Origin of the sequence: Secundilactobacillus collinoides DSM 20515 = JCM 1123 (assembly GCF_001435975.1) — a bacterium.
Classification (GTDB): domain Bacteria; phylum Bacillota; class Bacilli; order Lactobacillales; family Lactobacillaceae; genus Secundilactobacillus; species Secundilactobacillus collinoides.
This window is the reverse complement of sequence record NZ_AYYR01000053.1, coordinates 76,907-99,833: the sequence shown is the minus strand read 5'-3', so window position 1 is coordinate 99,833 and position 22,927 is coordinate 76,907. Positions and strand designations below refer to the sequence as shown.

29 protein-coding genes, 1 other RNA gene and 1 other annotated feature are annotated in these 22,927 nt (G+C 45.9%); of the genes, 26 read left to right on the top strand and 4 right to left on the bottom strand.

The genetic code is table 11. The features are described from left to right. The first annotated feature begins 33 nt into the window (after window positions 1–33). The 10 genes from FC82_RS09295 (at window position 34) to FC82_RS09255 (ending at window position 6,279) form a co-directional block, all read left to right on the top strand. Window positions 34–573 carry an NYN domain-containing protein gene (locus FC82_RS09295; RefSeq protein WP_056996835.1) on the top strand — a complete coding sequence of 180 codons (540 nt, stop codon included), beginning with the start codon at window positions 34–36 and terminating at the stop codon, window positions 571–573. Window positions 574–771: 198 nt separating this feature from the next. Beyond that, window positions 772–1,335, top strand: coding sequence for a sigma-70 family RNA polymerase sigma factor (locus tag FC82_RS09290; protein WP_054760063.1), 564 nt, complete (start codon window positions 772–774; stop codon window positions 1,333–1,335). Window positions 1,336–1,413: 78 nt separating this feature from the next. After that, entirely contained in the window at window positions 1,414–1,563 is a 150-nt protein-coding gene (gene rpmG / locus FC82_RS16520; protein WP_082409422.1) for a 50S ribosomal protein L33, read from the top strand. 31 nt (window positions 1,564–1,594) lie between these two features. Next, on the top strand, window positions 1,595–1,774 hold the full coding sequence (gene secE, locus FC82_RS09285) for a preprotein translocase subunit SecE (RefSeq protein WP_054712617.1): 180 nt from the start codon (window positions 1,595–1,597) through the stop codon (window positions 1,772–1,774). Between the two features lie 116 nt (window positions 1,775–1,890). Next, window positions 1,891–2,439, top strand: coding sequence for a transcription termination/antitermination protein NusG (gene nusG / locus FC82_RS09280; RefSeq protein WP_056987372.1), 549 nt, complete (start codon window positions 1,891–1,893; stop codon window positions 2,437–2,439). 158 nt (window positions 2,440–2,597) lie between these two features. Beyond that, window positions 2,598–3,023 (top strand): 50S ribosomal protein L11, encoded by a 426-nt coding sequence (gene rplK / locus FC82_RS09275; RefSeq protein ID WP_056946227.1) that lies wholly within the window; start codon window positions 2,598–2,600, stop codon window positions 3,021–3,023. Window positions 3,024–3,119: 96 nt separating this feature from the next. Beyond that, window positions 3,120–3,812 carry a 50S ribosomal protein L1 gene (gene rplA / locus FC82_RS09270; RefSeq protein ID WP_056996834.1) on the top strand — a complete coding sequence of 231 codons (693 nt, stop codon included), beginning with the start codon at window positions 3,120–3,122 and terminating at the stop codon, window positions 3,810–3,812. A 61-nt stretch (window positions 3,813–3,873) separates the two neighbouring features. After that, window positions 3,874–4,000 (top strand) — a sequence feature (ribosomal protein L10 leader region). Window positions 4,001–4,023: 23 nt separating this feature from the next. After that, entirely contained in the window at window positions 4,024–4,527 is a 504-nt protein-coding gene (rplJ, locus tag FC82_RS09265; RefSeq protein ID WP_054760066.1) for a 50S ribosomal protein L10, read from the top strand. A gap of 38 nt (window positions 4,528–4,565) precedes the next feature. Beyond that, window positions 4,566–4,931 carry a 50S ribosomal protein L7/L12 gene (gene rplL / locus FC82_RS09260; protein ID WP_054760068.1) on the top strand — a complete coding sequence of 122 codons (366 nt, stop codon included), beginning with the start codon at window positions 4,566–4,568 and terminating at the stop codon, window positions 4,929–4,931. Window positions 4,932–5,283: 352 nt separating this feature from the next. Then, a complete protein-coding gene (locus FC82_RS09255) occupies window positions 5,284–6,279 on the top strand; it encodes a D-2-hydroxyacid dehydrogenase (RefSeq protein ID WP_056996833.1) in 996 nt (331 codons plus the stop codon). Between the two features lie 319 nt (window positions 6,280–6,598). Here the strand turns inward: FC82_RS09255 and FC82_RS09250 are convergent, their stop codons facing one another. The 4 genes from FC82_RS09250 to nrdH form a co-directional block, all read right to left on the bottom strand. Next, window positions 6,599–7,180 (bottom strand): LOG family protein, encoded by a 582-nt coding sequence (locus FC82_RS09250; RefSeq protein WP_056996832.1) that lies wholly within the window; start codon window positions 7,178–7,180, stop codon window positions 6,599–6,601. 314 nt (window positions 7,181–7,494) lie between these two features. Continuing rightward, window positions 7,495–8,451: a class 1b ribonucleoside-diphosphate reductase subunit beta gene (gene nrdF, locus FC82_RS09245; RefSeq protein WP_056996831.1), complete on the bottom strand. Its 957-nt coding sequence runs from the start codon at window positions 8,449–8,451 to the stop codon at window positions 7,495–7,497. 24 nt (window positions 8,452–8,475) lie between these two features. Continuing rightward, window positions 8,476–10,647, bottom strand: coding sequence for a class 1b ribonucleoside-diphosphate reductase subunit alpha (gene nrdE, locus FC82_RS09240; RefSeq protein WP_056996830.1), 2,172 nt, complete (start codon window positions 10,645–10,647; stop codon window positions 8,476–8,478). Window positions 10,648–10,769: 122 nt separating this feature from the next. Beyond that, window positions 10,770–11,000: a glutaredoxin-like protein NrdH gene (nrdH, locus tag FC82_RS09235; protein ID WP_054760072.1), complete on the bottom strand. Its 231-nt coding sequence runs from the start codon at window positions 10,998–11,000 to the stop codon at window positions 10,770–10,772. A gap of 208 nt (window positions 11,001–11,208) precedes the next feature. Here nrdH and tadA point away from each other — a divergent pair, with 208 nt between their 5' ends. The 16 genes from tadA to tsaD all read left to right on the top strand — a co-directional run bounded on the left by tadA (window position 11,209) and on the right by tsaD (window position 22,853). Then, window positions 11,209–11,715 carry a tRNA adenosine(34) deaminase TadA gene (gene tadA, locus FC82_RS09230; RefSeq protein ID WP_268873500.1) on the top strand — a complete coding sequence of 169 codons (507 nt, stop codon included), beginning with the start codon at window positions 11,209–11,211 and terminating at the stop codon, window positions 11,713–11,715. Between the two features lie 36 nt (window positions 11,716–11,751). Next, window positions 11,752–11,851: signal recognition particle sRNA small type (gene ffs, locus FC82_RS16515), an RNA gene on the top strand. Between the two features lie 242 nt (window positions 11,852–12,093). Next, window positions 12,094–13,881, top strand: a complete 1,788-nt coding sequence (gene dnaX / locus FC82_RS09225; RefSeq protein WP_056996829.1) for a DNA polymerase III subunit gamma/tau — start codon at window positions 12,094–12,096, stop codon at window positions 13,879–13,881. Window positions 13,882–13,898: 17 nt separating this feature from the next. Continuing rightward, window positions 13,899–14,210 carry a YbaB/EbfC family nucleoid-associated protein gene (locus tag FC82_RS09220; protein WP_054760074.1) on the top strand — a complete coding sequence of 104 codons (312 nt, stop codon included), beginning with the start codon at window positions 13,899–13,901 and terminating at the stop codon, window positions 14,208–14,210. A gap of 24 nt (window positions 14,211–14,234) precedes the next feature. Further along, window positions 14,235–14,834, top strand: coding sequence for a recombination mediator RecR (gene recR, locus FC82_RS09215; protein ID WP_054760076.1), 600 nt, complete (start codon window positions 14,235–14,237; stop codon window positions 14,832–14,834). Between the two features lie 17 nt (window positions 14,835–14,851). Continuing rightward, a complete protein-coding gene (locus FC82_RS09210) occupies window positions 14,852–15,094 on the top strand; it encodes a YaaL family protein (protein WP_056996828.1) in 243 nt (80 codons plus the stop codon). A gap of 669 nt (window positions 15,095–15,763) precedes the next feature. After that, a complete protein-coding gene (gene tmk / locus FC82_RS09205; RefSeq protein ID WP_054760078.1) occupies window positions 15,764–16,399 on the top strand; it encodes a dTMP kinase in 636 nt (211 codons plus the stop codon). Between the two features lie 16 nt (window positions 16,400–16,415). Next, complete coding sequence (locus tag FC82_RS09200; RefSeq protein WP_054760080.1) at window positions 16,416–16,742, top strand: cyclic-di-AMP receptor; 327 nt, start codon at window positions 16,416–16,418, stop codon at window positions 16,740–16,742. Window positions 16,743–16,754: 12 nt separating this feature from the next. Beyond that, window positions 16,755–17,768, top strand: coding sequence for a DNA polymerase III subunit delta' (gene holB / locus FC82_RS09195; protein WP_056996827.1), 1,014 nt, complete (start codon window positions 16,755–16,757; stop codon window positions 17,766–17,768). 17 nt (window positions 17,769–17,785) lie between these two features. Further along, window positions 17,786–18,127: a DNA replication initiation control protein YabA gene (locus FC82_RS09190; RefSeq protein ID WP_065101459.1), complete on the top strand. Its 342-nt coding sequence runs from the start codon at window positions 17,786–17,788 to the stop codon at window positions 18,125–18,127. Window positions 18,128–18,143: 16 nt separating this feature from the next. Continuing rightward, entirely contained in the window at window positions 18,144–19,025 is an 882-nt protein-coding gene (gene rsmI / locus FC82_RS09185) for a 16S rRNA (cytidine(1402)-2'-O)-methyltransferase (protein WP_056996826.1), read from the top strand. 10 nt (window positions 19,026–19,035) lie between these two features. Then, window positions 19,036–19,797, top strand: a complete 762-nt coding sequence (locus FC82_RS09180; protein WP_054760084.1) for an acyl-[acyl-carrier-protein] thioesterase — start codon at window positions 19,036–19,038, stop codon at window positions 19,795–19,797. Window positions 19,798–20,048: 251 nt separating this feature from the next. Further along, window positions 20,049–20,771: a tRNA (adenosine(37)-N6)-threonylcarbamoyltransferase complex dimerization subunit type 1 TsaB gene (gene tsaB / locus FC82_RS09175; RefSeq protein WP_054760086.1), complete on the top strand. Its 723-nt coding sequence runs from the start codon at window positions 20,049–20,051 to the stop codon at window positions 20,769–20,771. After that, window positions 20,755–21,336, top strand: coding sequence for a ribosomal protein S18-alanine N-acetyltransferase (gene rimI, locus FC82_RS09170; protein ID WP_056996825.1), 582 nt, complete (start codon window positions 20,755–20,757; stop codon window positions 21,334–21,336). The genes tsaB and rimI (FC82_RS09170) overlap by 17 nt, the downstream gene beginning before the upstream one ends. Beyond that, the gene (rimI, locus tag FC82_RS09165) at window positions 21,329–21,802 is read left to right on the top strand and encodes a ribosomal protein S18-alanine N-acetyltransferase (RefSeq protein WP_056996824.1); all 474 of its coding nucleotides are present in this window, start codon (window positions 21,329–21,331) and stop codon (window positions 21,800–21,802) included. The genes rimI (FC82_RS09170) and rimI (FC82_RS09165) overlap by 8 nt, the downstream gene beginning before the upstream one ends. Window positions 21,803–21,812: 10 nt before the next feature. Further along, window positions 21,813–22,853, top strand: coding sequence for a tRNA (adenosine(37)-N6)-threonylcarbamoyltransferase complex transferase subunit TsaD (gene tsaD / locus FC82_RS09160; protein ID WP_153020986.1), 1,041 nt, complete (start codon window positions 21,813–21,815; stop codon window positions 22,851–22,853). The last annotated feature ends 74 nt before the right edge of the window (window positions 22,854–22,927 follow it).

Genomic DNA, 22,927 nt, shown 5'->3' with positions numbered 1-22,927 from the left:
CTTAAAAGTGATGAACAGAAAGCAGGTGAGACAATGAAAAAAGACGTTTTGATTGTTGATGCGTATAACATGATTGGTAACTGGCCGGATTTAAATCGCCTTAAACAGGCAAACCGGATGGAGGATGCAAGAGATCAGCTGCTCGCAACGTTATCGGAGTATCGTAAGTATTTAAAAACAACCATCATTGTGGTGTTCGATGCAATGTACGTTCCTGGTATTTCTCAAAAATATGATCATTACGGCCTGCAAGTCGTCTGGACCGGTCAGGATGAGACAGCCGATGAATACATTGAATCGTTGACTAAGGAAAAACAAACGCGGTTTACTCAGGTAACGGTTGCTACCAGTGACCAGGCAGAGCAGTGGACGATCTTTTCTGAGGGCGCGCTGCGGATTCCCGCGGGCGAATTATTGACGGACATTAATCGGACCCGTAAGGAAGTGCACACTCAAGCGGTTAAGTATGCTGATTTGGGCCAGGTCAGAAGGTCACCTTGGAGTCAGGGACAACTGCTGAAATTAGAAAAATTACGAGACCATTTGGGTGATGATGATCAGCCCGGTAAGTAAAGATTATGTAAAGGTTTCGTAAATATAAGCGTATTGCTCTTTATTGGTATAGGCCATAATCGGCAAAATTGCTGATTATAAGACAATCCCAATTAAATTGGTTTATCTTTACAATTGAATATGTCGTGCGATGTTCGCTTTTAATAATGTCAAGGCTTGATATAGTGATGCCATACATTAAAAACGGAGGGCACCAGCATGGACTACTTGAAACTCACGGATTGGCATCTTGTTACTCTGGCCAGGGATAATGATGTCAATGCATTTAACGAACTTGCAGCGCGCTATCGGCCATTGATTGTTAGTATTCATAGTAAGACACACGTCCTTGAACTTGATTTTGACGACTGGTTTCAAGAGGGTATGATGGTGCTGTGGAAAATTGTCGGGCATTTCAATGTCGCACGCGAACGTGCTTTTGGGACGTACTTAAAGCGCGCTTTGATCAACCGGCGGCGAGACCTTGTACGCCGTGAAAATGCTCAGAAACGTAAGGCAGACGAGCCCTTATTATCACTGGATTCTTTCGGCGAAGGCATGACTATCTTGGCGGATGACGCGCTTGCACTGCCTGATGAAATTGCAATCGTTCGGGAAAATAATATTAAGGTGTTACGTGATCTTTGCTCGAAACGTGAACGCGCACTGGTGGTGTTAACGATTCTTGGAAAGAACGATGACGAAATCATGCTGACACTTCATTTAACAAAGGATCAATTGCACAATACTCGTGAGCGTGTGAGGCGTAAATTTCACCAGTAATCGTGTATAATAGATTTTGATGTTTGACTGTATTTCGTGTGCATGATAGAATCGAGTTTGCTGTAAGGAGGTGTTCTCGTGGCTCAGAGAAAAGTTGCGTTAGCATGTTCTGTTTGCGGATCGCGGAACTATACCATTCCCGCTAATCCCAACCGAAAAGTAAGACTAGAAGTTAATAAATATTGTAAATATTGCGGTAAACACACACTGCATCGAGAGACCCGTTAGGCCAAGGTGTACGGTGTATCAGGAGGTTCCTATGCGATTTTTTAGATTTTTAGTGGCGGTCAAAGACGAAATGAAACAAGTGTCTTGGCCAAATGCTAAACAAACTCGAAAAGATGTCAGCAGCGTGCTTTGGCTCGCGATTTCAATGGCTATCTTTTTAGGGTTAGTTGATTACTTGGTTCAAGCAGGACTGAAGATATTAGCTTCATAAATTTAAAATTTATGATATAATAGTTTTGTTGAGAAACTTCGCGCGTTGTCGAAGTTTTTTTATTTTGACTAATTTTTGAGATGTAAACAGGTTTTAACGAGAGGATGACAACAGACATGGTTGAATCAGCTGAAAAGCAATGGTACGTCTTACATACTTATTCCGGTTATGAGAATAAGGTTAAGATGAACTTGGAATCACGGGCCCAATCAATGGGAATGGCCGACTTTATTTTTCGGGTCGTCGTTCCTGAAGAAGAGGAACGTGAAGTGAAGAACGGTAAGGAAAAAATCAAGATGGACAAGACCTTCCCAGGCTACGTCCTTGTTGAAATGGTCATGACCGACCAAGCTTGGTACATCGTCCGGAACACACCCGGTGTTACAGGGTTTATCGGGTCCCATGGGCAAGGCTCAAAGCCAACACCGTTATTACCAGACGAAGTTGACCTGATTCTGAAACGCTTAGGGATGAGCAGCCGTCACGAAGACCTTGATGTGGACGAGGGCGACACTGTGAAAATCGTCGATGGCGCTTTCTCCGGTTTGGAAGGTAAAATTACCGAAGTTGATCACGAAAAGATGAAGCTGAAGGTCAACATTGATATGTTCGGCCGTGAAACCAGTACAGAACTGAACTTCGACCAAGTGGATCCTGTCGTTTAAAACGGGTATTGCCGAGGATGTTTTCCAGATTGTTAAAGAAAACCCTTGGCTTTTGTAATGAGTTGTGGTAATTTGTATTAGTATGCGTTGCATACGGATGTGGGAGGAGAAATCAGCTCTCCATTTACCACAACACGGACTCAAGGAGGTATTGTCTCGTGGCTAAAAAAGTAGCTAACATTGTTAAATTGCAAATTCCTGCGGGTAAAGCAACACCAGCCCCTCCAGTTGGACCAGCATTGGGCCAAGCCGGAATTAACATCATGGGCTTTACGAAGGATTTCAACGCTCGTACAGCCGATCAAGCTGGGATGATTATTCCAGTTGTCATTACGGTATATGAGGATCGTTCATTCGACTTCATCACCAAGACACCACCAGCCGCCGTTCTTTTGAAGAAGGCTGCCGGTGTTGAACATGGTTCAGGCGAACCTAACACGAAGAAGGTTGCTACGGTAACCAAGGCTCAAGTTAAGGAAATTGCTGAAACCAAAATGCAAGACCTAAACGCCGCTGACGTTGAAGCAGCTATGCGCATGGTTGAAGGTACTGCTCGTAGCATGGGCTTCACTGTAGAAGGTTAATCCCAGCTATTAACACTACGGATACTTTGTAAAAACAAATGTATCAAGTGGGAGGATATTCCGTTATCACCACACTTGCAAGGAGGAAAACACAATATGGCTCATAAAAGAGGTAAAAACTATCAAGATGCTGTCAAGAATGTAGATGCCGACAAGCTTTACACGATTGAAGACGCAATTGATCTAGTAAAGAAGATCGACTTTGCTAAGTTCGATGCAACCATCGAATTAGCAATGAAGTTAAACGTAGATACGAAGCAAGCTGACCAACAATTACGTGGTGCCGTTGTTTTACCAAACGGAACTGGTAAGGATCAGACTGTTATCGTGTTTGCTAAGGGTGACAAGGCTAAGGATGCTCAAGCTGCCGGTGCTGACTTTGTTGGCGACGACGACTTGGTTGCTAAGATCCAAGACGGCTGGTTGGACTTTGACGTTGCTATTGCAACGCCAGACATGATGGCCCAAGTTGGTCGTTTAGGTCGTGTTCTTGGACCTAAGGGCTTAATGCCTAACCCTAAGACTGGGACTGTTACCATGGACGTAACGAAGGCTGTTAACGATTCTAAGGCTGGTAAGGTTACTTACCGGACTGACCGTGACGGTAACGTTGCTGTTCCTGTTGGTAAGGTATCATTCGATGCCGACAAGTTAGTTGAAAACTTGAAGACGATTGCGAACGTTGTCATTTCTGCACGGCCTGCAGCCGTTAAGGGGACTTACGTTCAACACGTTTCCATCGCTTCAACCTTTGGCCCAAGTGTCAACGTTGACGTTGCCACTCTGTAAGCCAACCCGTTAAATTAAAAATCCCATATTGACTTTTAACTGTGAATCAAGTATTCTAGTTAAGTTGATGTTTGTTCTGCCCAAGACTCAGGTGGCGAAAGCCTTAATTTACCTGCCGAGGAAGAGTTTCAGGTTTATCCTGACTTTCTCTCTATGTCTGGCGGACATAGGGATTTTTTATTCCCAGATAAAATAACAGGAGGTGACATTAATGAGTAAAGAAGCTATCGCAGTTAAAGCACAAGCCGTTGACGCCGTCGTTGAACGTTTCAACGCCGCTACCTCAGCCGTTGTGGTTGACTACCGTGGTTTAACCGTTGAAGAAGTCACCGACTTACGTAAGCAATTACGTGAAGCTGGTGTTTCAATGAGCGTTATCAAAAACAAGATCTTGACCCGTGCCGCTGACAAAGCTGGTTACGAAGGTCTTGAAGACGTCTTCGCTGGTCCTACAGCCGTTGCATTTTCTGATGAAGATGCTATCGCTCCTGCTAAGATCTTGAAGAAGTTTGCTGATAGCCACGACGCCCTTTCGATTAAGGGTGGTATCATCGAAGATAAGGTTGTTTCTGTTGACGAAATTAACACTTACGCTACGATGCCAAGTCGTGAAGAATTGTTGTCAATGCTTGCTAGTGCATTGTCAGATCCTATGCGTAAAATTGCTCGTGCCGTTAAGGCAGTTGCAGATAAAGGCGAAGGCGACGCAGCCTAAGCTACACTACTAAATCCCAATTATTGGAGGAAAATATAATGGCTTTTGATAAAGATTCTATCATTGCTTCATTAAAAGAAGCATCAATCTCAGATTTAAACGACCTTGTTAAGGCAATCGAAGAAGAATTCGACGTTTCAGCTGCTGCTCCAGTTGCAGTTGCTGCTGCAGGTGCCGATGCTGGTGCTGCTAAGGATTCATACGATGTTGAATTAACTGAATCAGGCGACCAAAAGGTTAAGGCTATTAAGGCCGTTCGTGAAATCACCGGTCTTGGTTTGAAGGATGCTAAGGGTCTTGTTGACTCAGTACCTTCAGTTATCAAGGAAGGCGTTACTGAAGACGAAGCTAACGACATCAAGGCTAAGCTTGAAGAAGTTGGTGGCGTGGTTACTCTTAAGTAATTACGTTTTAAAAAGATCCCGTTTGGGGTCTTTTTTTTTGCGCCAATTAACTTTTGCGGCAGGAGTAACTGCACAAATTGGCGATTTTAAGGACGGGCAAGTGCGACACGGTAAAAAAAGAAAATGATTAGAAAACGCTTTCGTGATTCTAATAATGAAATTCCCTTATTAGGGCATTTTTAATAATAAAAATGAGAATCATCTTTTTAACATTAGGGTTAACTAAAAACAGGGCTAAATCCGCGTCATGATGGCGATTGTCAGCTAAAATTAAGATAGTTCAATTTAAAACTATTGCACACTAGTTAAGGTACTAACAATCGCTGCGTCACCCTGAAAGGAAGCCTTTGAAATGAAGATTTTCGTTTATAATGTCCGTCCCGATGAAGTTTCATTCATTAAGGAATGGCAAACCAATCATCCCGATGTCGAAGTGGCAACAACACAAGATTTTTTTACTGTTGATACGATTGATAAGGCGGCAGGTTACACGGGCATTTCAGCCTTGCAAACGATCCCTTATCCGCGCGAACTCTTTAAAAAAATGGCCGCTATGCATATCACGTTCTTAGCTTTGCGAAACGTTGGGGTTGATAACCTTGATCTTCAGGCAGCCAGTGATTACGGCATTAAGATCAGCAACGTCCCAGCATATTCGCCGTATGCGATTGCTGAATTTTCAGTTACTCAGGTTCTCAATTTGTTACGGCGGACAAAATATATTGACCGTCAGCAGTTAGCGGGTGATTTTCATTGGTCACCGGATTTTATGGGTCATGAACTGCGTAAACAGACAGTCGGCGTGATTGGTACTGGTCGTATTGGCCGACATGCGATGGCTATCTATCAGGCGTTTGGGGCTTCGCTAATGGCTTATGATCCGACGATTGAAGCAGGGGACCATGATGGGGTGACCTACGTGGCAACACCCGAAGAAATTTTCAAGGTTGCGGACGTAATTACACTGCATGCACCTGCCGTTAAGAGCAACTTTCATTTGATCAACGCAACGACACTCAAAATGATGAAACCGACTGCCATAATCGTGAACACAGCCAGAGGTGCGCTGATCGACTTGGACGCACTGCAGAAAGCTTTGGCTAATCACGAAATTGCCGGTGCTGCGCTGGATGCTTTCGAAAATGAAACGGCCGCCATGCAACAATTCGACACCACTGAAAAATTAACGGATCCGCAACTCATCGCACTTGGGAAACTGCCTAACGTTCTGTTGTCACCACACATGGCATTCCATACAGATGTTGCGGTCAACAACATGGTAAACGGGTCATTGAATAGCCTGTTAGAATTCGGCCGTCAAAATCAGTCTGAATTTCAAGTAGGTTAGTGAGCGCTGCAGCCTATTACCGCTAAAGTGTTGGTTTAAAGGTCATATTACCTGTAAGCATGGATTACTTTATTATTGCCGGTTTATTTTAGCCTAAATGTGCAACAAAATACGACCCTTGGCCATATAAGAGCGCCCAATTAACAGTCCGAATTTGGACGATTAGTTGGGCGCTCTTAAATTCTGGAAACAAACTGTCTTTATTCCAATTTATTCTGGTAAGAGGCTAAAGTCAACAACGCGCTTTCTAGGCAACTGAGTCGAAATGAATGCCACAAACCAAAGATTGAAATAGATCAAATTGTTAATTTGTCTCCTGTTAATTCGTATATTTATCTGGCAACACATGTTTAAAGTTATCGAAGAAGGCGACCATGTCTTCAAGCGAATCCGTGCTGAGATACAAGGCACGGTTGCCGGCCGGCGCAAAACCGGCATTGTAGCTGTTTTCCAGCATCGCCGTCATTGGGTTGAAAAATCCGTCAACATTGTATAAGACGATTGGGTCTTGATGCAGATCCATCTGGCTCCATGACAGCAGTGAATTGAACTCCTCAAGGGTGCCGAACCCGCCCGGCAGTACAATAAAGGCATCGCAAAGCTGCATCATTTTTGTTTTACGTTCATCCATCGTATCGGTTTCAATAAACTCGGAAATATGCTGGTCACTGATGCCGCGTTGAATCAGGAAACGGGGCATTACACCAATGATCTTACCATTGCGGGCTGATGCAGCCGTGGCAACGGTGCCCATAAGCCCCTTACTGCCGCCACCATAGACCAGCGTGTCACCATGGTCGGCGATGTAGGTACCAACGACCTGCGCAGCATCTGTGAAGTGGGGGTTCAAACCGTGATTGGAGCCGCAAAAAACACCAATATTCTTACCAGTTTCTGACATACACATAACCTCCAAATATTAAACGTCGCTGGTGCAACAGCCAACGACTCGTTTTCATTTAGCTTACGTTGCACTCGAAAAATTTGCAAGCGTTGAAAGAGACACCTATCAATTAGGACATGTCAGGGTTGTCCATGGCAATAAAACGGGCCCATTATTGGGAAAATGGCCGTCTGATTGTTTTTACACTCAACATCACTTCATTGATCAGTTCATCTAAAAAAAGCGCACCTAAGCCAATTTTAAGCGCAATCATCCAGACAAACAAAAAGTCGCCTAAGAAATTATCTCAAGCGACTTTTTAAAATTATGAGTTAAATATCGTAATCTGAATCATTCATTGCTTCAACGTTGCCTAACAAGTACCCGTTCCCAACTTGCGAGAAGAAATCGTGGTTGGCCGTTGAAGTCGAAATCCCATTCATGACGATTGGGTTTACATCTTCCGCAGTATCAGGGAAGAGCGGGTCTTGTCCCAAGTTCATTAGGGCTTTGTTGGCGTTGTACCGGATAAAGGTTAATACTTCATCGGTCCAGCCGACTTGGTCGTAAACAAGGTGGGTATACTTCTCTTCGTTTTCGTATAGTTCATACAAGAAGTTATACATCCAGTCCTTGATTTCTTGCTGTTCGTTATCGCCCATTTGGTTGTAACCTAATTGGAATTTGTAGCCGATGTAGGTGCCATGGACGGATTCATCACGCAGGATCAACTTGATGATCTCGGCGACGTTTGGCAGCTTGTTATGTCCCAGGTAGTAGAGTGGGGTGAAGAAGCCGGAATAGAACAGGAAGGTTTCCAAGAACACGTTGGCAATCTTTTTCTTCAGCGGATGATCGTCATCGTGGTATAAGTTTCGAATGCGAATCGCTTTATTCTGTAAAAATTCCTCAGAATCGCTCCAGTCGAAAATTTCATCGATTTCATCCGGGGTGTTTAACGTAGAGAAAATAGACGAATAACTCTTGGCATGGATCGATTCCATGAATTGGATATTATTTAAAACGGCCATTTCATGTTGGGTCCGAGTGTCTTTACGCAGGGATGCCATCCCATCTTGGGACTGCAGGGTGTCCAAAAGTGTCAGGCCGCCAAAAACGTGGCCGACGACCCAGCGATGCTTATCGTCCAACTCACGCCAGTCATCCAAGTCGTTTGACAGGGGAATTCGTGTATCCAGCCAGAATTGTTCCGTTAATTTTTCCCAGGTAGCCTTGTCGATCTGGTCATCGATGGCATTCCAGTTAATTGCATGATACTGCTCAGTCATAGTGAGACTCCTTTGTATAGTTGACTAAATAACACAAGATTCACACTGGTTTGCACCGATTTCATCTTCGTCATCGGTAAAGGTCCGGACGTAGTAAATCGACTTGATGCCCTTTTTGTAGGCATAGTTGCGCAAGATGCTCAAATCACGAGTGGTCATCTTGTCAGTCCGACCATCTTTCCATTCATATAAACCGGCTGGAATCGTTGAACGCATAAACAGCGTTAAACTCATGCCTTGATCAACGTGTTTTTGCGCAGCAGCGTAAACGTCGATGACCTTCCGCATGTCAGTATCATAGGCTGACTTGTAATAAGGCATGGTATCGTTTGACAGGTATGGGGCTGGGTAATAAATGTTACCGATCTTCTTTTCCTGTCGTTCTTCGACCCGGTTAATGATGGGATGCAAACTAGCAGTTGTATCATTAATATACGAGATTGAGCCGTTCGGTGCAACTGCCATCCGGTTCTGGTGATAAAGGCCATCGGTCATGATTGCCTGTTTCAAGGCTTCCCAGTCATTCTTTGACGGCACAAAAATTCCTTTAAAAAGTGTTTTCACCTTATCGGATTTTGGTTCAAAATTGTCGCTGTCGTTTAAATACTTATCAAAGTATGATCCGTCAGCGTAAGCACTCTTTTCAAACTTGTAGAACGTTTCATGACGTTCCTTCGCAATTTCGTTTGAAGCTTTGAGGGTCCAGTAATTGAGCAGCATGAAGTAGGTGCTGGTAAATTCCAAGGAATCTTCATCGCCATAGTTCATGTGATTCTTGGCAAAGTAGCTGTGCAGCCCCATGGCACCAAGACCAATCGTGTGTGACAGGTGGTTGCCCCGTTGAATAGATGGGACAACATCGATGTCTGAGTGGTCGGTGACAAAGGTCAGAGCCCGAACCATCGTTTCAACGGAGTGTCCAAAATCAGGACTCGCCATTAAGTTAACGATGTTTGTAGAGCCCAAATTGCAGGAAATGTCTCGGCCAAGGGTACTGTAATCTTGCTTGTTATCCACCGTTGACGGCGTTTGGACCTGAAGAATTTCAGAACAGAGGTTGGACATCACGATCCGTCCATCAATTGGGTTAGCCCGGTTGGCAGTATCAATGTTAATGATGTATGGGTAGCCGGACTCTTGTTGCAGTTTACCGATTTCAGTTTCCAGTTCCCGCGCCATCAGTTTCTTTTTCCGGATGTTCTTGTTGGCAACCATGTTGTCGTATTCTTTTGAGATATCAACATAGGAGAAAGGCGTGCCGTATTCGCGTTCCACGTCATATGGACTGAAGAGGTACATTTCTTTGTTATCGCGAACGAGTTTGTAAAACTTGTCTGGCACGGTGATTCCGAGTGACAACGTCTTCAAGCGGATCTTTTCATCGGCGTTTTCCTTCTTTGCAGATAGAAAGGCGACAATATCAGGATGGAAAACACTTAGGTAAACCACGCCGGCACCCTGTCGTTGGCCTAATTGATTAGAGTACGAAAAACTGTCCTCCAGCAACTTCATGACCGGCACAACGCCGCTGGCAGCTCCTTCGACATGTTTGATAGGGTCGCCGGCACCACGAAGGTTTGAGAGGTTAATACCGACACCGCCGCCGATACGGGATAATTGCAGCGCGGAGTTAATGGTCCGGCCAATTGTGTTCATGTCGTCAGTGGATTGAATCAGGAAACATGACACTAACTCACCACGCTGTTTCCTGCCCGCACTTAAAAAGCTTGGGGTTGCCGGTTGATATCGTTGGTGAATCATTTCGTCAGCCAGATCCATGGCTAATTTTTCGTCACCATCAGCGAAGTACAGCGCGTTCATAGCAACACGGTCAATGTAGTTTTCAAGGTAGAACTCGTTGTCGTTTGATTTGAGCGCGTACTGCGCATAAAATTTGTAAGCAGCCATAAAGGACTTAAAGTGGAAATCTTGCGACTTTAAATAGGCGTAGAGCTGCCCCACAAATTCAAACGAGTACTGGTCCAGAAATTCAGCTTCAATGTAATCGTTATCGATCAGGTAATCGAACCGCTCACGTAACGTTTTAAAAGTTTTGGTATTAGGTTGGACGTTTTCCTTCAAAAAAGCTGCTAAGGCTTCTTGATCCTTATTCAACGGAATTTGCCCATTGACTGGAATGTTAATTTCGTTGTTCAGATCGTAGTAGGTGACGTCTTTCAAATCTTTCAGAGACATTTGGTAAACTCACTCTTTTCTTTAGTTGATCAGTTCGTTAAAATAGATTAGTCGATTAGAATAGAAAAGTGACGACTCATCAAAGTTCATCGTCACCTTAGCTCGGTTCAATTATATAGGTACTAAACGGCTAATTGTTGTAATTTAGCTGGTTGGAAACCACTGAATTGAAGATCACCATTGGCTTCAACGACTGGTAATGATTGAAAGCCATGTTCCTTAAGGTAATCTACATATTGGGGTTCCTCATTGATGTTTCTTTCATCAAAATCAACGTGGTGTTCCATGAGAAAACGCTTTGTCATCTTGCATTGCATGCAGTTGTTACGTGAATATACTGTTACTTTTGCCATTCCTATCACACTCCTATGTGCTATGTAGCTTGTTAATAATTAGAGTTTACACCAGATATAGAAAATAGCAACTATTCTAACACCATATTTAGTGTATTTTCTGATTGTAGCCCGTATAAATAGCGTGCCAACTGTATTTTAGTAAGTAAATTACTTTTGTGTGTCAAAATCGGCGTCGTGATCAAAACCGTGAGAAGAGGATAACTCATTGAGAGCTGAAGACGAAAATTTTATGAACGCAGCGTTAGAAGAAGCCGACAAAGCGGCGCTTATCGGCGAGGTACCGATTGGGGCAGTGATCGTGCATGACGGTGTTATTATTGGCCGCGGGCACAACCTTCGCGAGCACAGCCAAGATGCAGCAGACCATGCGGAAATGATTGCGATTCGTGAAGCCAACGCTGCGTTACACAGCTGGCGACTGATCGATTGTACGCTGTATGTGACGCTGGAACCCTGCGTGATGTGCAGCGGCGCAATCATCAATGCCCGCGTTGATCGGGTCGTTTTTGGAGCCCGAGATCCCAAGGCCGGCGGAACAAAGAGTTTATATGAAATTTTAACCGATGACCGCTTGAACCACCAGGTCAGCATTGAAGAGGGCGTTTTAGCGAATCGTGCATCCCAGCAGCTCAAACGTTTTTTTAAAGCGGCGCGCAAACGGCGAAAAAAAGTGAAACAGGAAAAAAGGGCGCGGGAGAAAAAACAGGACTAGCGTTCACATCATAACTGTGTTATTCTAGTAATTGCCGTAAGGCCTTGAAGCAAGGGCGGACTAACGAATCGTGTCAGGTCCGGAAGGAAGCAGCACTAAGTTTGCTCTGCTTTGTGCTTCAAGTTGATATGATCTTAAACGAGAGCTGACCCAATAATGATTGTGGTTGGCTCTTTTCTTGTGGTATAACCCACATTGACGACTAACGCGTACTGGTTGGGTGCAGACAGACAAACGATTCAAATACAAAATGCGCATCGAAAAGTCAATCGTTATGTTAAAGTTAAATCTAAATGCAGTTTGGGGTCACGAGTAGAATTTTTGGCATAAACACTATATAATGAAAGTTCAAGAAATAAACTAAGAAGGAATGTAGTCATGAGTTACCAAGCCTTATATCGGGTATGGCGGCCGCAACGTTTTGATGAAGTCATTGGCCAGTCGCTGATCACACAAACGTTGAAGAACGCAATAAAAACGCATCAAACAAGTCATGCATATTTATTTGCCGGCCCCCGTGGGACAGGTAAAACTTCCATGGCGAAAATTTTTGCGAAGGCCGTCAATTGCCCTAATCAAAAAGACGGTGAGCCCTGCAATGAGTGTGATATTTGTAAATCAATCACTCGGGGGACACTAAACGATGTTATTGAGATTGATGCTGCATCCAACAACGGCGTCGAAGAAATTCGTGATATTCGTGATAAGGTGAAGTACGCGCCGACCGAAGCCGAATTTAAAGTCTACATTATTGATGAAGTCCATATGCTGTCGACTGGTGCGTTCAACGCATTGTTAAAAACGCTTGAAGAACCACCGGCAAACGTCATTTTTATTCTGGCCACCACAGAACCGCACAAGATTCCGGCGACCATAATTTCCCGGACCCAACGCTTTGATTTCAAACAGATTCAGGCTAAGGACAGTCTGGCACGAATGACCTATATCTTGGACGAAAAACATGTCTCTTACGACGAAGAAGCCCTAAAGGTGATCGCCAAGGCTTCCGAGGGTGGGATGCGTGATGCGTTGAGTATTCTCGATCAAGCAATTTCGTTTGGTGATGATACCGTTACCGTTGACAACGCCCTGTTGGTTACCGGGTCAGTACGGAAAAAATTACTGGTGCAGTACCTGGATCAGGTTGCTGACAATGATACTCAAAACGCGCTCGTCACGATTCAAGATGTCCTGGCTGACGGCAAGAATCCCGAACGGTTTACGGAAGACTTGGTCAATCTGACCCGCGATTTGCTGCTGTATCAGCAGTCACCAGAATTGGTTGCGGAGATCGAACTCGATCAGGTTGATGATCAGTTCAAGAACTTAGCCGGTAAACTCACACCGCAACGGCTGTACGAGATGATCGATGCCTTAAACGACATTCAACAGCAAATGCGATTTACGACTCACGAGGACGTTTATCTGGAAGTGCTCACGGTGAAACTTGCTGGTATTCGCGGGGCACAATCCGTTGCTGATCAACGGACTGCCACGGCTCCAGCTGACCTAGATGTCATTACACAGTTGCAGCGTGAAGTGCAAAATCTAAAGCAAACAGTGACAGCTCTGCAGCAACGGCCAGTCGGCACTGCCCCAGCGACAGCGCAAACAGCCGCACCAACACCCAATAAACCAGCACATCGGGCCGGGGGATTCCATATCAATTTGGAAAAAATTTATCCGATCCTCGGCTCGGCGACTCGGACGGCACTGTCCGAGCTTCAGAGCAACTGGCCCGACCTGATTCAATATTTTGACAGCCCTCGAAAACGGGCAATGATGAAGATCGCAAAGCCCGTTGCAGCTAGCGAGAATGGCGCAGTTATTGCGTTTGATGACAGTTTCATCGTTGAGCGCGCTGATGATGACAACACGTTTAAGGATGATATTGAAAACGCCATGGACCGGGTGACTGGGCACGTCCCGGACATCGTGTTTGTCCCAACTGGCGAATGGCCGACGATTCGAAAGACCTATCTGAAACAACACAAGGTTCACCAAGCGGATAACGCGGCCGGCGACACGTCAACAGAAGCTGACAACCAAGAAAATGGATCGTCAAAGGACGCTGAACAGCAACCGGATAACGACCAAATGGTCAACGAAGCGCAACAGTTGTTTGGCGAAGATATCAGCGACATAATTGAAGTAAAACAAGACTAATAAAGGTGGTTAATACAATGATGCGTGGTATGGGCAACATGAATAATATGATGAAACAAATGAAGAAAATGGAAAAACAACTTGCTGAGGAGCAAAAAGTCATGGAGGCCAAGGACTTCACCGGTGCATCACCAGATGACATGGTTAAGGTCACTTTCACCGGTAAACGGGTTATGACCGATATGACCATTGATCCTAAGGCCATTGATCCAGATGATCCTGACATGTTGAGTGACCTGGTGTTAGCCGCGGTCAATGATGCATTAGGACAAATTGACGACGAAGGTAAGCAGACATTAAATAAGTACAGCAACGGCTTACCAAAGTAAGTTAAGGCAAATCGAGGTTAGTATATGCAATATCCAGAACCGATTGCCCAACTGATCGACAGTTATATGAAACTTCCCGGTATTGGTCAAAAGACCGCGACCCGACTGGCGTTTTTCACCATTGATATGAACGGTGACGACGTGACCCGGTTTGCAAAGTCTTTGATTTCAGCAAAACGGGACCTGCATTTTTGTTCGATCTGCGGCAACATTACCGAATCAGACCCCTGCGATATTTGCAGGGACAAGACCCGTGACCAGAGCCAAATCTTGGTGGTTGAACAAGCCAAGGACATCATGGTGATGGAAAAGATGAAGGAATATCACGGGCTGTACCATGTGCTTAATGGGGTATTATCTCCAATTGAGGGCAAAGGACCGGAAGATTTGAACATTTCCAGCCTGTTGAAACGTCTGCAAACCAACGAAGCTGTAAAGGAAATCATCATCGCAACCAATGCCACGCCTGAAGGTGAAGCAACGGCAATGTATCTGTCAAGGCTGATCAAACCAGCGGGCATTAAAGTGACCCGGTTGGCTCATGGTCTGTCTGTCGGTACAGACATTGAGTACGCGGACGAAATGACGTTGTTTAAGGCGGTTGAAGGCCGTACTGAAATGTAACGAAGGGACGTGTCACAATGTTTGGGTCACGAAAACAAAAAATTCGCATGCAGTTCGATGGTAAACTTTTAGCGTCAATCGATCTGGCCAAGCAAGAATGGGATCACGCAAAGGAAACCGAAGAGGCAGTATCGGACGTGGACGAAGAAATTACTGCTCAGACAGTACTAGCGCGCCAAAAGTACCTGTTTCTATACCGGGAAGCCCGTTTGCGGCAGGTGCATGGTCAGCATATTCAGTCATCGGTGTTTGACCACTAAGAGACTGAGACAAGGTGCTTAAGAGGTGGCATCGACTCGTTGTATGGTTAATCTTGACTAATATTGAGTTGAACTGCTTAACACCGGGCTGGGCAAATCTAGGGAGTCATTGTTCGCTTATTTAGATGCCAAACTGTCCTGTAACTTTATGAACACACAAAAATCCACAGTAAGACCAAGCTCCGGTGATGCAGTTGCCGTCGGGGGTTGGTCTTATTGTTTGCTTTGGAATTGATGGGGCGTGCTTTACGATGGAGCTGGTTTAAGGATAAGAGGCGGTTTCGGACTGTCTGATCTGGGGTTTATGCTTCATTGCTTAACCGCCTTTTTGCACATTAGTCTGACTCGGTTATATTTGCAAAAGACCCAATTTGTATTGGTGTTTTGCGACTATGGCGACTAAACGTGTTCCAGGAAGCAAGGGACTCCTGTGTAAGCAACTTCCGGTTCAAAATCCAAGTACGGGATTTTAAACCGAAAGTTACTTACACTCCGCCCCTTAAACGCTTCCTTCCACACTCTCTGGACTCGATTTCCTGTGCCAAAAGCCCGTCTTCCTTGGTGTTTTGCGCCTATGGCGACTAAGCGCCTTTCTCCACACTCTCCAGTTGTGCTCTCCCCCCCAATCAAGTACAATAAATCTAAATCAAAAAATTGGAGTTAAGACCATTGTCCGGATTATTTATTTCATTTGAAGGCCCAGACGGCGCGGGGAAGACCACCGTTTTAGAGGCCGTTACCAAGACGGTTCGTGCCCAGTTAGGGGACCAGCTGCTGGTTACCCGTGAACCTGGCGGCAACCAAATTTCTGAAGCTATTCGTCAAATTATTTTGAACCCAGAAAATACGGAAATGGACCCGCGGACTGAGGCGTTATTATACGCGGCGGCTCGGCGTCAACATTTATCTGAAACGATTTTACCGGCTTTGAAGCAGAACAAGGTTGTCCTTTGTGACCGTTACGTTGACAGTTCAGTGGCCTATCAAGGCGCCGGTCGTCAAATTGGGGAACAAGCCGTTTACGACATGAACACGTTTGCGACCAATGGGCTGTTACCTGATTTAACACTTTACTTTGACGTCCCATCGGAGGTCGGCATTGCGCGAATCAAGGCGCACCGGCAAAACGATGTGGATCGGTTAGATCAAGAAGCACTTGCTTTTCATAAATTAGTGCGGGCAGGATACTTACGGTTACGCGATGCTGATCCAGAGCGGATCACGACTGTCGATGCAACGCAACCGCTGGATACTGTTATTCAGACCGCTACTGATCTGGTCAACCGGGCAATCGCGAGCCGCTAACACAGGAGGAACGAATATGAAATTAATTATTGCAGTCGTTCAAGACAAAGATTCAAACCGTCTTCGAAATGAATTTATTAAAGCCAACATTGGGGCTACACGATTGTCAACGAGCGGCGGCTTTCTGAAGTCTGGTAATACAACTTACATGGTTGGGATTGCGGATGACCGAGTTCAAGAAGTACTTGATATTATTCACGAAACGTCACGGACGCGGCAACAGTTCATGACCCCACAGGTTAACTTGGATGCTGAAGACACAACGGCCAGTTATCCGGTAGAGGTTCAAGTTGGCGGTGCCACTGTCTTTGTCGTGCCAGTTGACCAATTTCACCAATTTTAGTAGGGGGTCGTTGTGATTACAAAAACGACGATTAACGAAGCACAAGAAAAACAACCAAAACTCTATTCTCACTTCCTGCATCTCGTTCAGCAGACAAGGCTGAGTCACGCTTATCTGTTTGCGGGACTAGCGGGATGCGGCAAAAAGGCAGTTGCACAAGTTGTTGCCATGGCGCTGTTTTGTGAGAATCCAGGTGCCGATGGTGCGCCATGTGGCGAATGTACAGAATGCCAGCGAATCTTAGCTGGTGATAACCCGGATGTGGTTATGGTTGCCCCGGATGGTCAACGTATTAAGGTTGACCAGGTGCGTTATATTAAGGATGAATTTGCCAAAAGTCCGGTTGAGGGCAATATGAAAATCTTCATTATTGAAGGTGCTGATACCTTGACCACCAATGCGGCCAACAGTTTGCTGAAATTTATCGAGGAACCAGTCGCAAACCGGGTGATTTTTTTGCTGACAACGAATAAAAGCCTGATTTTGCCGACGATTATCTCGCGGACGCAACTGGTGGAATTTTCGCCAGTTCCGGCTGATGTTTTTGCGACTGAGTTGGCCAGCGAGGGCATTTCCCAAAAACAAACGGTGCTGCTGAGTCAATTAACCAATAGTCTTGAACAGGCTAAGCTATTGACGACGGATGATTGGCTGGGGCACTTGCAACACGAATTGGCACGATGGTTTGCGCAACTCGCTAAACGGGATGCAACAGCGTTTGTGACGGTTCAAACCGGCTTAATGCCACTGGGACCCGATCGCGACAAACAAGGCATCATTCTCGATGCAATCATTATTTTATGGCAGACAACGCTAATGGTGAAGTACCAGCAACCCAATCTGGATCAGCCGTTTCCGGACAGTCAGGCGGATATGGAAGCGGTGGCGCAATCAATTACCCAACAAGATCTGCTAGCTATTGTGACCCAGGCGCTGGCAACTAAAAAGGCGTTGAATGGGAACATGAATTTTCAGAGTATTGTTGAAACACTATCATTATCTGCACTGGACGATTTAGCCGAATGATAAAGGAGCGTGCCAATTTGGAAAATCAGGATGTTTATGATTACATGAAAAATATGCAGTCCGAAATGGCGCAAATGACCACTAAATTCGCGGACTTGCAGGATAAAGTGACAGCAACTTTGGAACAAAATGCAGAGTTGCAAATTGAGAATCAGCATTTGCGAGATTTGATCAAGTCGACCCACGATGCTGAAACACTCACTGAAAATGGGAAAGAACCGCAGTTATCAAAATCGCGTCAGAACCTAGAAAAATTATACGAAGAGGGATTCCACGTCTGCAACTATGAGTATGGCAAGCGGCGAGAAAATAACGAACCCTGCGCGTTTTGTGTGGAAGTCATTTATGGTGAACGATAGGGAAGGAGACTGGGGTTTGCAGTCACAATTAAGTTTTCAAAAACGCGACACCGGGACGCTTTTTCTGGTGCCGACACCAATCGGCAATTTAGGCGATATGACCTATCGCAGCGTTGAAACGCTGAAGAACGTGGCGCTCATCGCAGCGGAAGATACAAGAAACACGCAAAAACTGCTGAACCACTTCGAAATCGAGACACCCCAAATTAGTTTTCACGAGCACAACACGCAGGAGCGCATCCCGCAGTTGCTTGCCAAACTTCGAGCGGGGGAAGACATTGCTCAGGTCAGTGATGCTGGCATGCCTTCAATCAGCGATCCCGGCCAGGAACTTGTGAAGGCCTGTGTGGCGGCTAATTTAACTGTTGTTCCGCTGCCTGGTGCCAATGCTGGGCTAACGGCATTGATTGCCTCGGGAATCACGCCGCAGCCGTTCTATTTTTATGGTTTTTTAGACCGTAAACCCAAGCTGCAACGTGAGGAGCTGACGGCTCTGGTCAACCGGTCAGAAACATTGATCTTTTATGAAGCACCGCATCGTTTGGCCAAAACATTGACTAACATTTCCCAATCACTGGGTGAACAGCGGCCCGCTGCACTGTGTCGCGAACTGACCAAGAAACACGAAGAATTTATTCGCGGGACGCTTTCAGAGCTAGTAACTTGGGCAACGACTGATCAGGTCCGCGGTGAATTTGTCATCATTGTCAGCGGCAATCCGAACCCGGAAATCGAAACGCCAGCTGATGATTTTAGTCAGCTCACGATTGAAGCACACGTTGACCAACTGATTGATGGCGGGTTACGCACAAATGATGCAATCAAACAGGTGGCTCATTTACGTCAGTTAAAAAAGCAAGATGTTTACAACACGTACCACCATATCGAAAAGAAGTAGAGGAAATCAGATGCCAGCTAAGGAATTTGAAGAAACACACCGCGTGACTTTTTATGAAACGGATGTTACAAATACGGTAACACCAGCTATGCTGATCAACATGATTATTTTGGCGTCTGAGGACCAGACCAACTCATTGGGCGTTGGTGCAAAAATGGTCACGGAACTGGGCATTGGCTGGGTGGTCACGCAGTACAAAATTGATATTACGCGGATGCCGACAATTGATGAGACCATCAAATTAAAGACCCAGGCAAGCTGTTACAACCGCTACTTTGCCTTTCGGGAATTCTGGGTGCATGATGCCTCAGGTGCCGAGTGCGTTCACATTGAGAGTATCTGGGTGACGATGAATCACCATACTAGAAAAATCGTTTCGATTCCGGAAGAGGTTATTACGCCGTTTGAAACGGAGCAGGTCAAAATGATTCCCCGGCTTGGTCGGCCTAAGCGTTTGGACGATGCCGATCAATTAATGACCAAAGATTACCGGGTCCGTTTTTTCGACATTGATGGCAACGGTCACGTGAATAATTCACGGTACTTTGACTGGTTATTGGACGCGTTGCCGATGAGTTTCCTGACACGTCATCGCTTGGTCTCAATGAACATTCGCTTTGAAAACGAAGCTCAGTATCACCATGATGTGAAGAGCGAAGCGGCGCTGGTCACTGATAGTAATGATCCGATCGTTACTAAGCACCACATCCTGCTGGATAATGGTGACGTGGCGACTGAGGCTGAATGTCATTGGCAGCCGATTATGAATTAATACTTGTTAAAGTCGCGGTCGTCCAGAGATGGGGGACGGCGGTTTTTATCATCTGGCATCCGTTGTCCAGAAAGCACTTAGCCAGTGGGTGTCAGAAACGGCATTCAGCTCGGATGCTTTCATTAGCATATAGGTAGTGGATTATGGCATCCACCGGCTTGCCGGCTGTACTCTTCTTTGCTTCCCACTAGGCAGGGTGGTATGATAGTGGCTGGATAATTACAAGAAACGAAGGGACTTAACGACTAACTATGAAACTATTAGCATTGGATACGTCCAATCAACCGTTAAGTGTGGCACTAATGGATGATGATCAGCTGTTGGCGCAGACCACAGTGACGGTTCACCCGAAACACGCGTCGTATTTGCAACCAATTATTGAATCATTGATGACTTCTGTGCACCTTGAACCAGAAGATTTGGACCGCGTTGTTGTAGCCGATGGTCCCGGTTCATACACGGGTCTGCGGACGGCAGTGACTACTGCAAAGACGCTGGCAGCAACCTTAAATATTGATCTGGTTGGCATCTCCAGCATTGCATCTATTGCTGCAAATGTCTTCACGGAAGGGCAACTTGTGACCGTGTTGTTTGACGGTCGAAATGATAAAGTCTTTACCGGGCTGTATCGCATTCAAAATGGGGTACCAGTTCAAGTCATTGCCGATCAGCATACGGCATTTGACCAATGGTTACCACAATTAGCGGCAACTGGCGAACCGGTCGTTGTTTTAGGTGATTTAGCTAATTTTCGGGATCGGCTAGCAGCCGAATTGAAAACAAACTTTATGAGCTTGCCGGCGATCATGAGCATCCCGCAAGCACAACAGATTGGGCGGCTAGGATTGAACATGACCCCAGTTGCGAATATTAACGGTTTCGTCCCCCGGTATCTCCGGTTGACCAAGGCTGAGGCGGATTGGCGCCAACAGCATCCAGAAGAGGATAGTGGCAACTATGTTGAAAAAGTTTAAGCACTGGTACCGCCAACTCTTTCAGGTTCAAGAGGCGAAGTACCAAGACATTTTAGATATTAAAAACCACCAGGTCACGATTCAGGATGTGGATTATTTTTTGGCGAAGGCTCAATTTACGGATATTCCAGAAATGCTGGGGATCGAACGTGCCGTATACGGCGGTAAGACGCCGTGGGATTCTTCGGCGTTTGCCAGTGAACTGAAACGCGGACAGGATCGCCTGTACTTAGTTGTTCGCCGGCATGACCGCTTATTGGCGTTTATTGGCTGTACCTTTAATGAGGTCAAAAGTGATGCGCACATTACGAATATCGCGGTTGTACCAGACTTTCAAAGTCGTGGACTGGGACACTACCTGATTGCCATCATGGTCAAAAAGGCGCGCAATCTGTCATTGAAACAGGTCTCACTGGAAGTTCGAGCCAGCAATACGCGGGCTCAACAACTTTACCAGGACTTGGGCTTTGAAAAAAAGGGTCTCAAGAAGGGGTACTACTTTGGTGATCACGAAGACGCTGTTGACATGGTCTTAATGACCGGAGCGGAGTCAAGTGATGACTAATGCACAAACACAAGTGATCAGTGCGCCGAAGTTAGGCCAGATGCCTGACTTAGCGAAGCGGTGTGCGGCTATCGCGCAGGCTGCTTATCCAAAGGATGCTGCCTGGTCACAAGCAGTATTTGCCCAGGATCTAACGACGGAAAAGCGCGTGTATGCGCTGACCTATTACGAGGGGCGGCTGGTGGGGTACCTCGGTGCTATTAAGGTGCTCGACCAGGTTGACATCACGGGTATCGCGATTCATCCTGAGCTGCAGCGGCGCGGGCTCGCATTTAAACTGATGGCCGCCTTTTTAGCAACGCTTGAATCAGCCACCGAAGTATTTTTAGAAGTACGCGTTTCAAACGTACCGGCCCAGGGTCTCTATCGTAAACTTGGGTTTAAAAAAATCGGCGTACGACCAGAGTATTACACACACCCAGTGGAAGACGCACTATTAATGAAAGCCGTCATTAGCGGCGATTAGAAAGGATCTCATACACGTGGAACGCAATTTAATTTTATCGTTTGAATCCAGTTGTGATGAAACCAGCGTGGCCGTCATTGAAAATGGCGACCATATTTTATCAAACATTGTGGCGACCCAGATTAAAAGCCACCAACGCTTTGGCGGGGTGGTACCAGAAGTTGCCAGTCGTCATCACATCGAACAAATTACAAGCTGTATTGAAGATGCCTTGACTGAAGCCCAGGTTGGCTATGACGACCTTGATGCCGTTGCGGTCACGTATGGGCCAGGGTTAGTCGGCGCATTATTGATCGGTGTCACCGCAGCAAAGACGGTGGCGTTTGCCCATCATTTACCGCTCGTTCCAGTAAATCACATGGCCGGTCACATTTACGCGGCCCGTTTTCTGAAGCCCATTGAATTTCCAGCTATGGCGCTGCTGGTTTCCGGCGGTCACACTGAGCTCGTCTACATGGCGGAACCCGGGAAGTTTGAAATCATTGGGGAGACCCGTGATGACGCTGCCGGTGAAGCTTATGACAAAATTGGGCGGGTACTGGGCATCAACTATCCGGCTGGAAAAGAAGTCGATCGGTTGGCTCACCTTGGAAAAGATACCTTTGATTTTCCACGGGCAATGGATCAGGACGATTCCTTTGACTTCAGTTTCAGTGGCTTAAAGAGTGCCTTCCTCAATACAACTCACCACGCTGACCAAATTGGAGAAACGCTGAGTCGAGAAGACCTCGCCGCCAGTTTTCAACAAGCGGTCGTGGACGTTTTAGCAGACAAAACGGTGCGCGCCTTGCGTGAATTTCCGGTTAAGCAATTGATCCTGGCCGGCGGTGTCGCTGCTAACCTTGGTCTTCGCGAACGCTTGACGACGGAACTTGAAGCTTTTGACCAAACGGAATTGTTGTTAGCACCGCTGAAGCTGTGTGGTGACAACGCGGCCATGATTGGTGCCGCTGGCTACGTCTTTTATAACCAGCAGAAGTTTGGGGATGCCAGCTTGAATGCCGATCCTAGTTTGGAATTTGATTGGCTAGCAAGCGGTGCAACCGTCTAAGCCCGAAGGTTAACTACACAATCTAATAACATCAAAAAAGCCACCGTGATAAGCGATGGCTTTTTTAGTTGGAA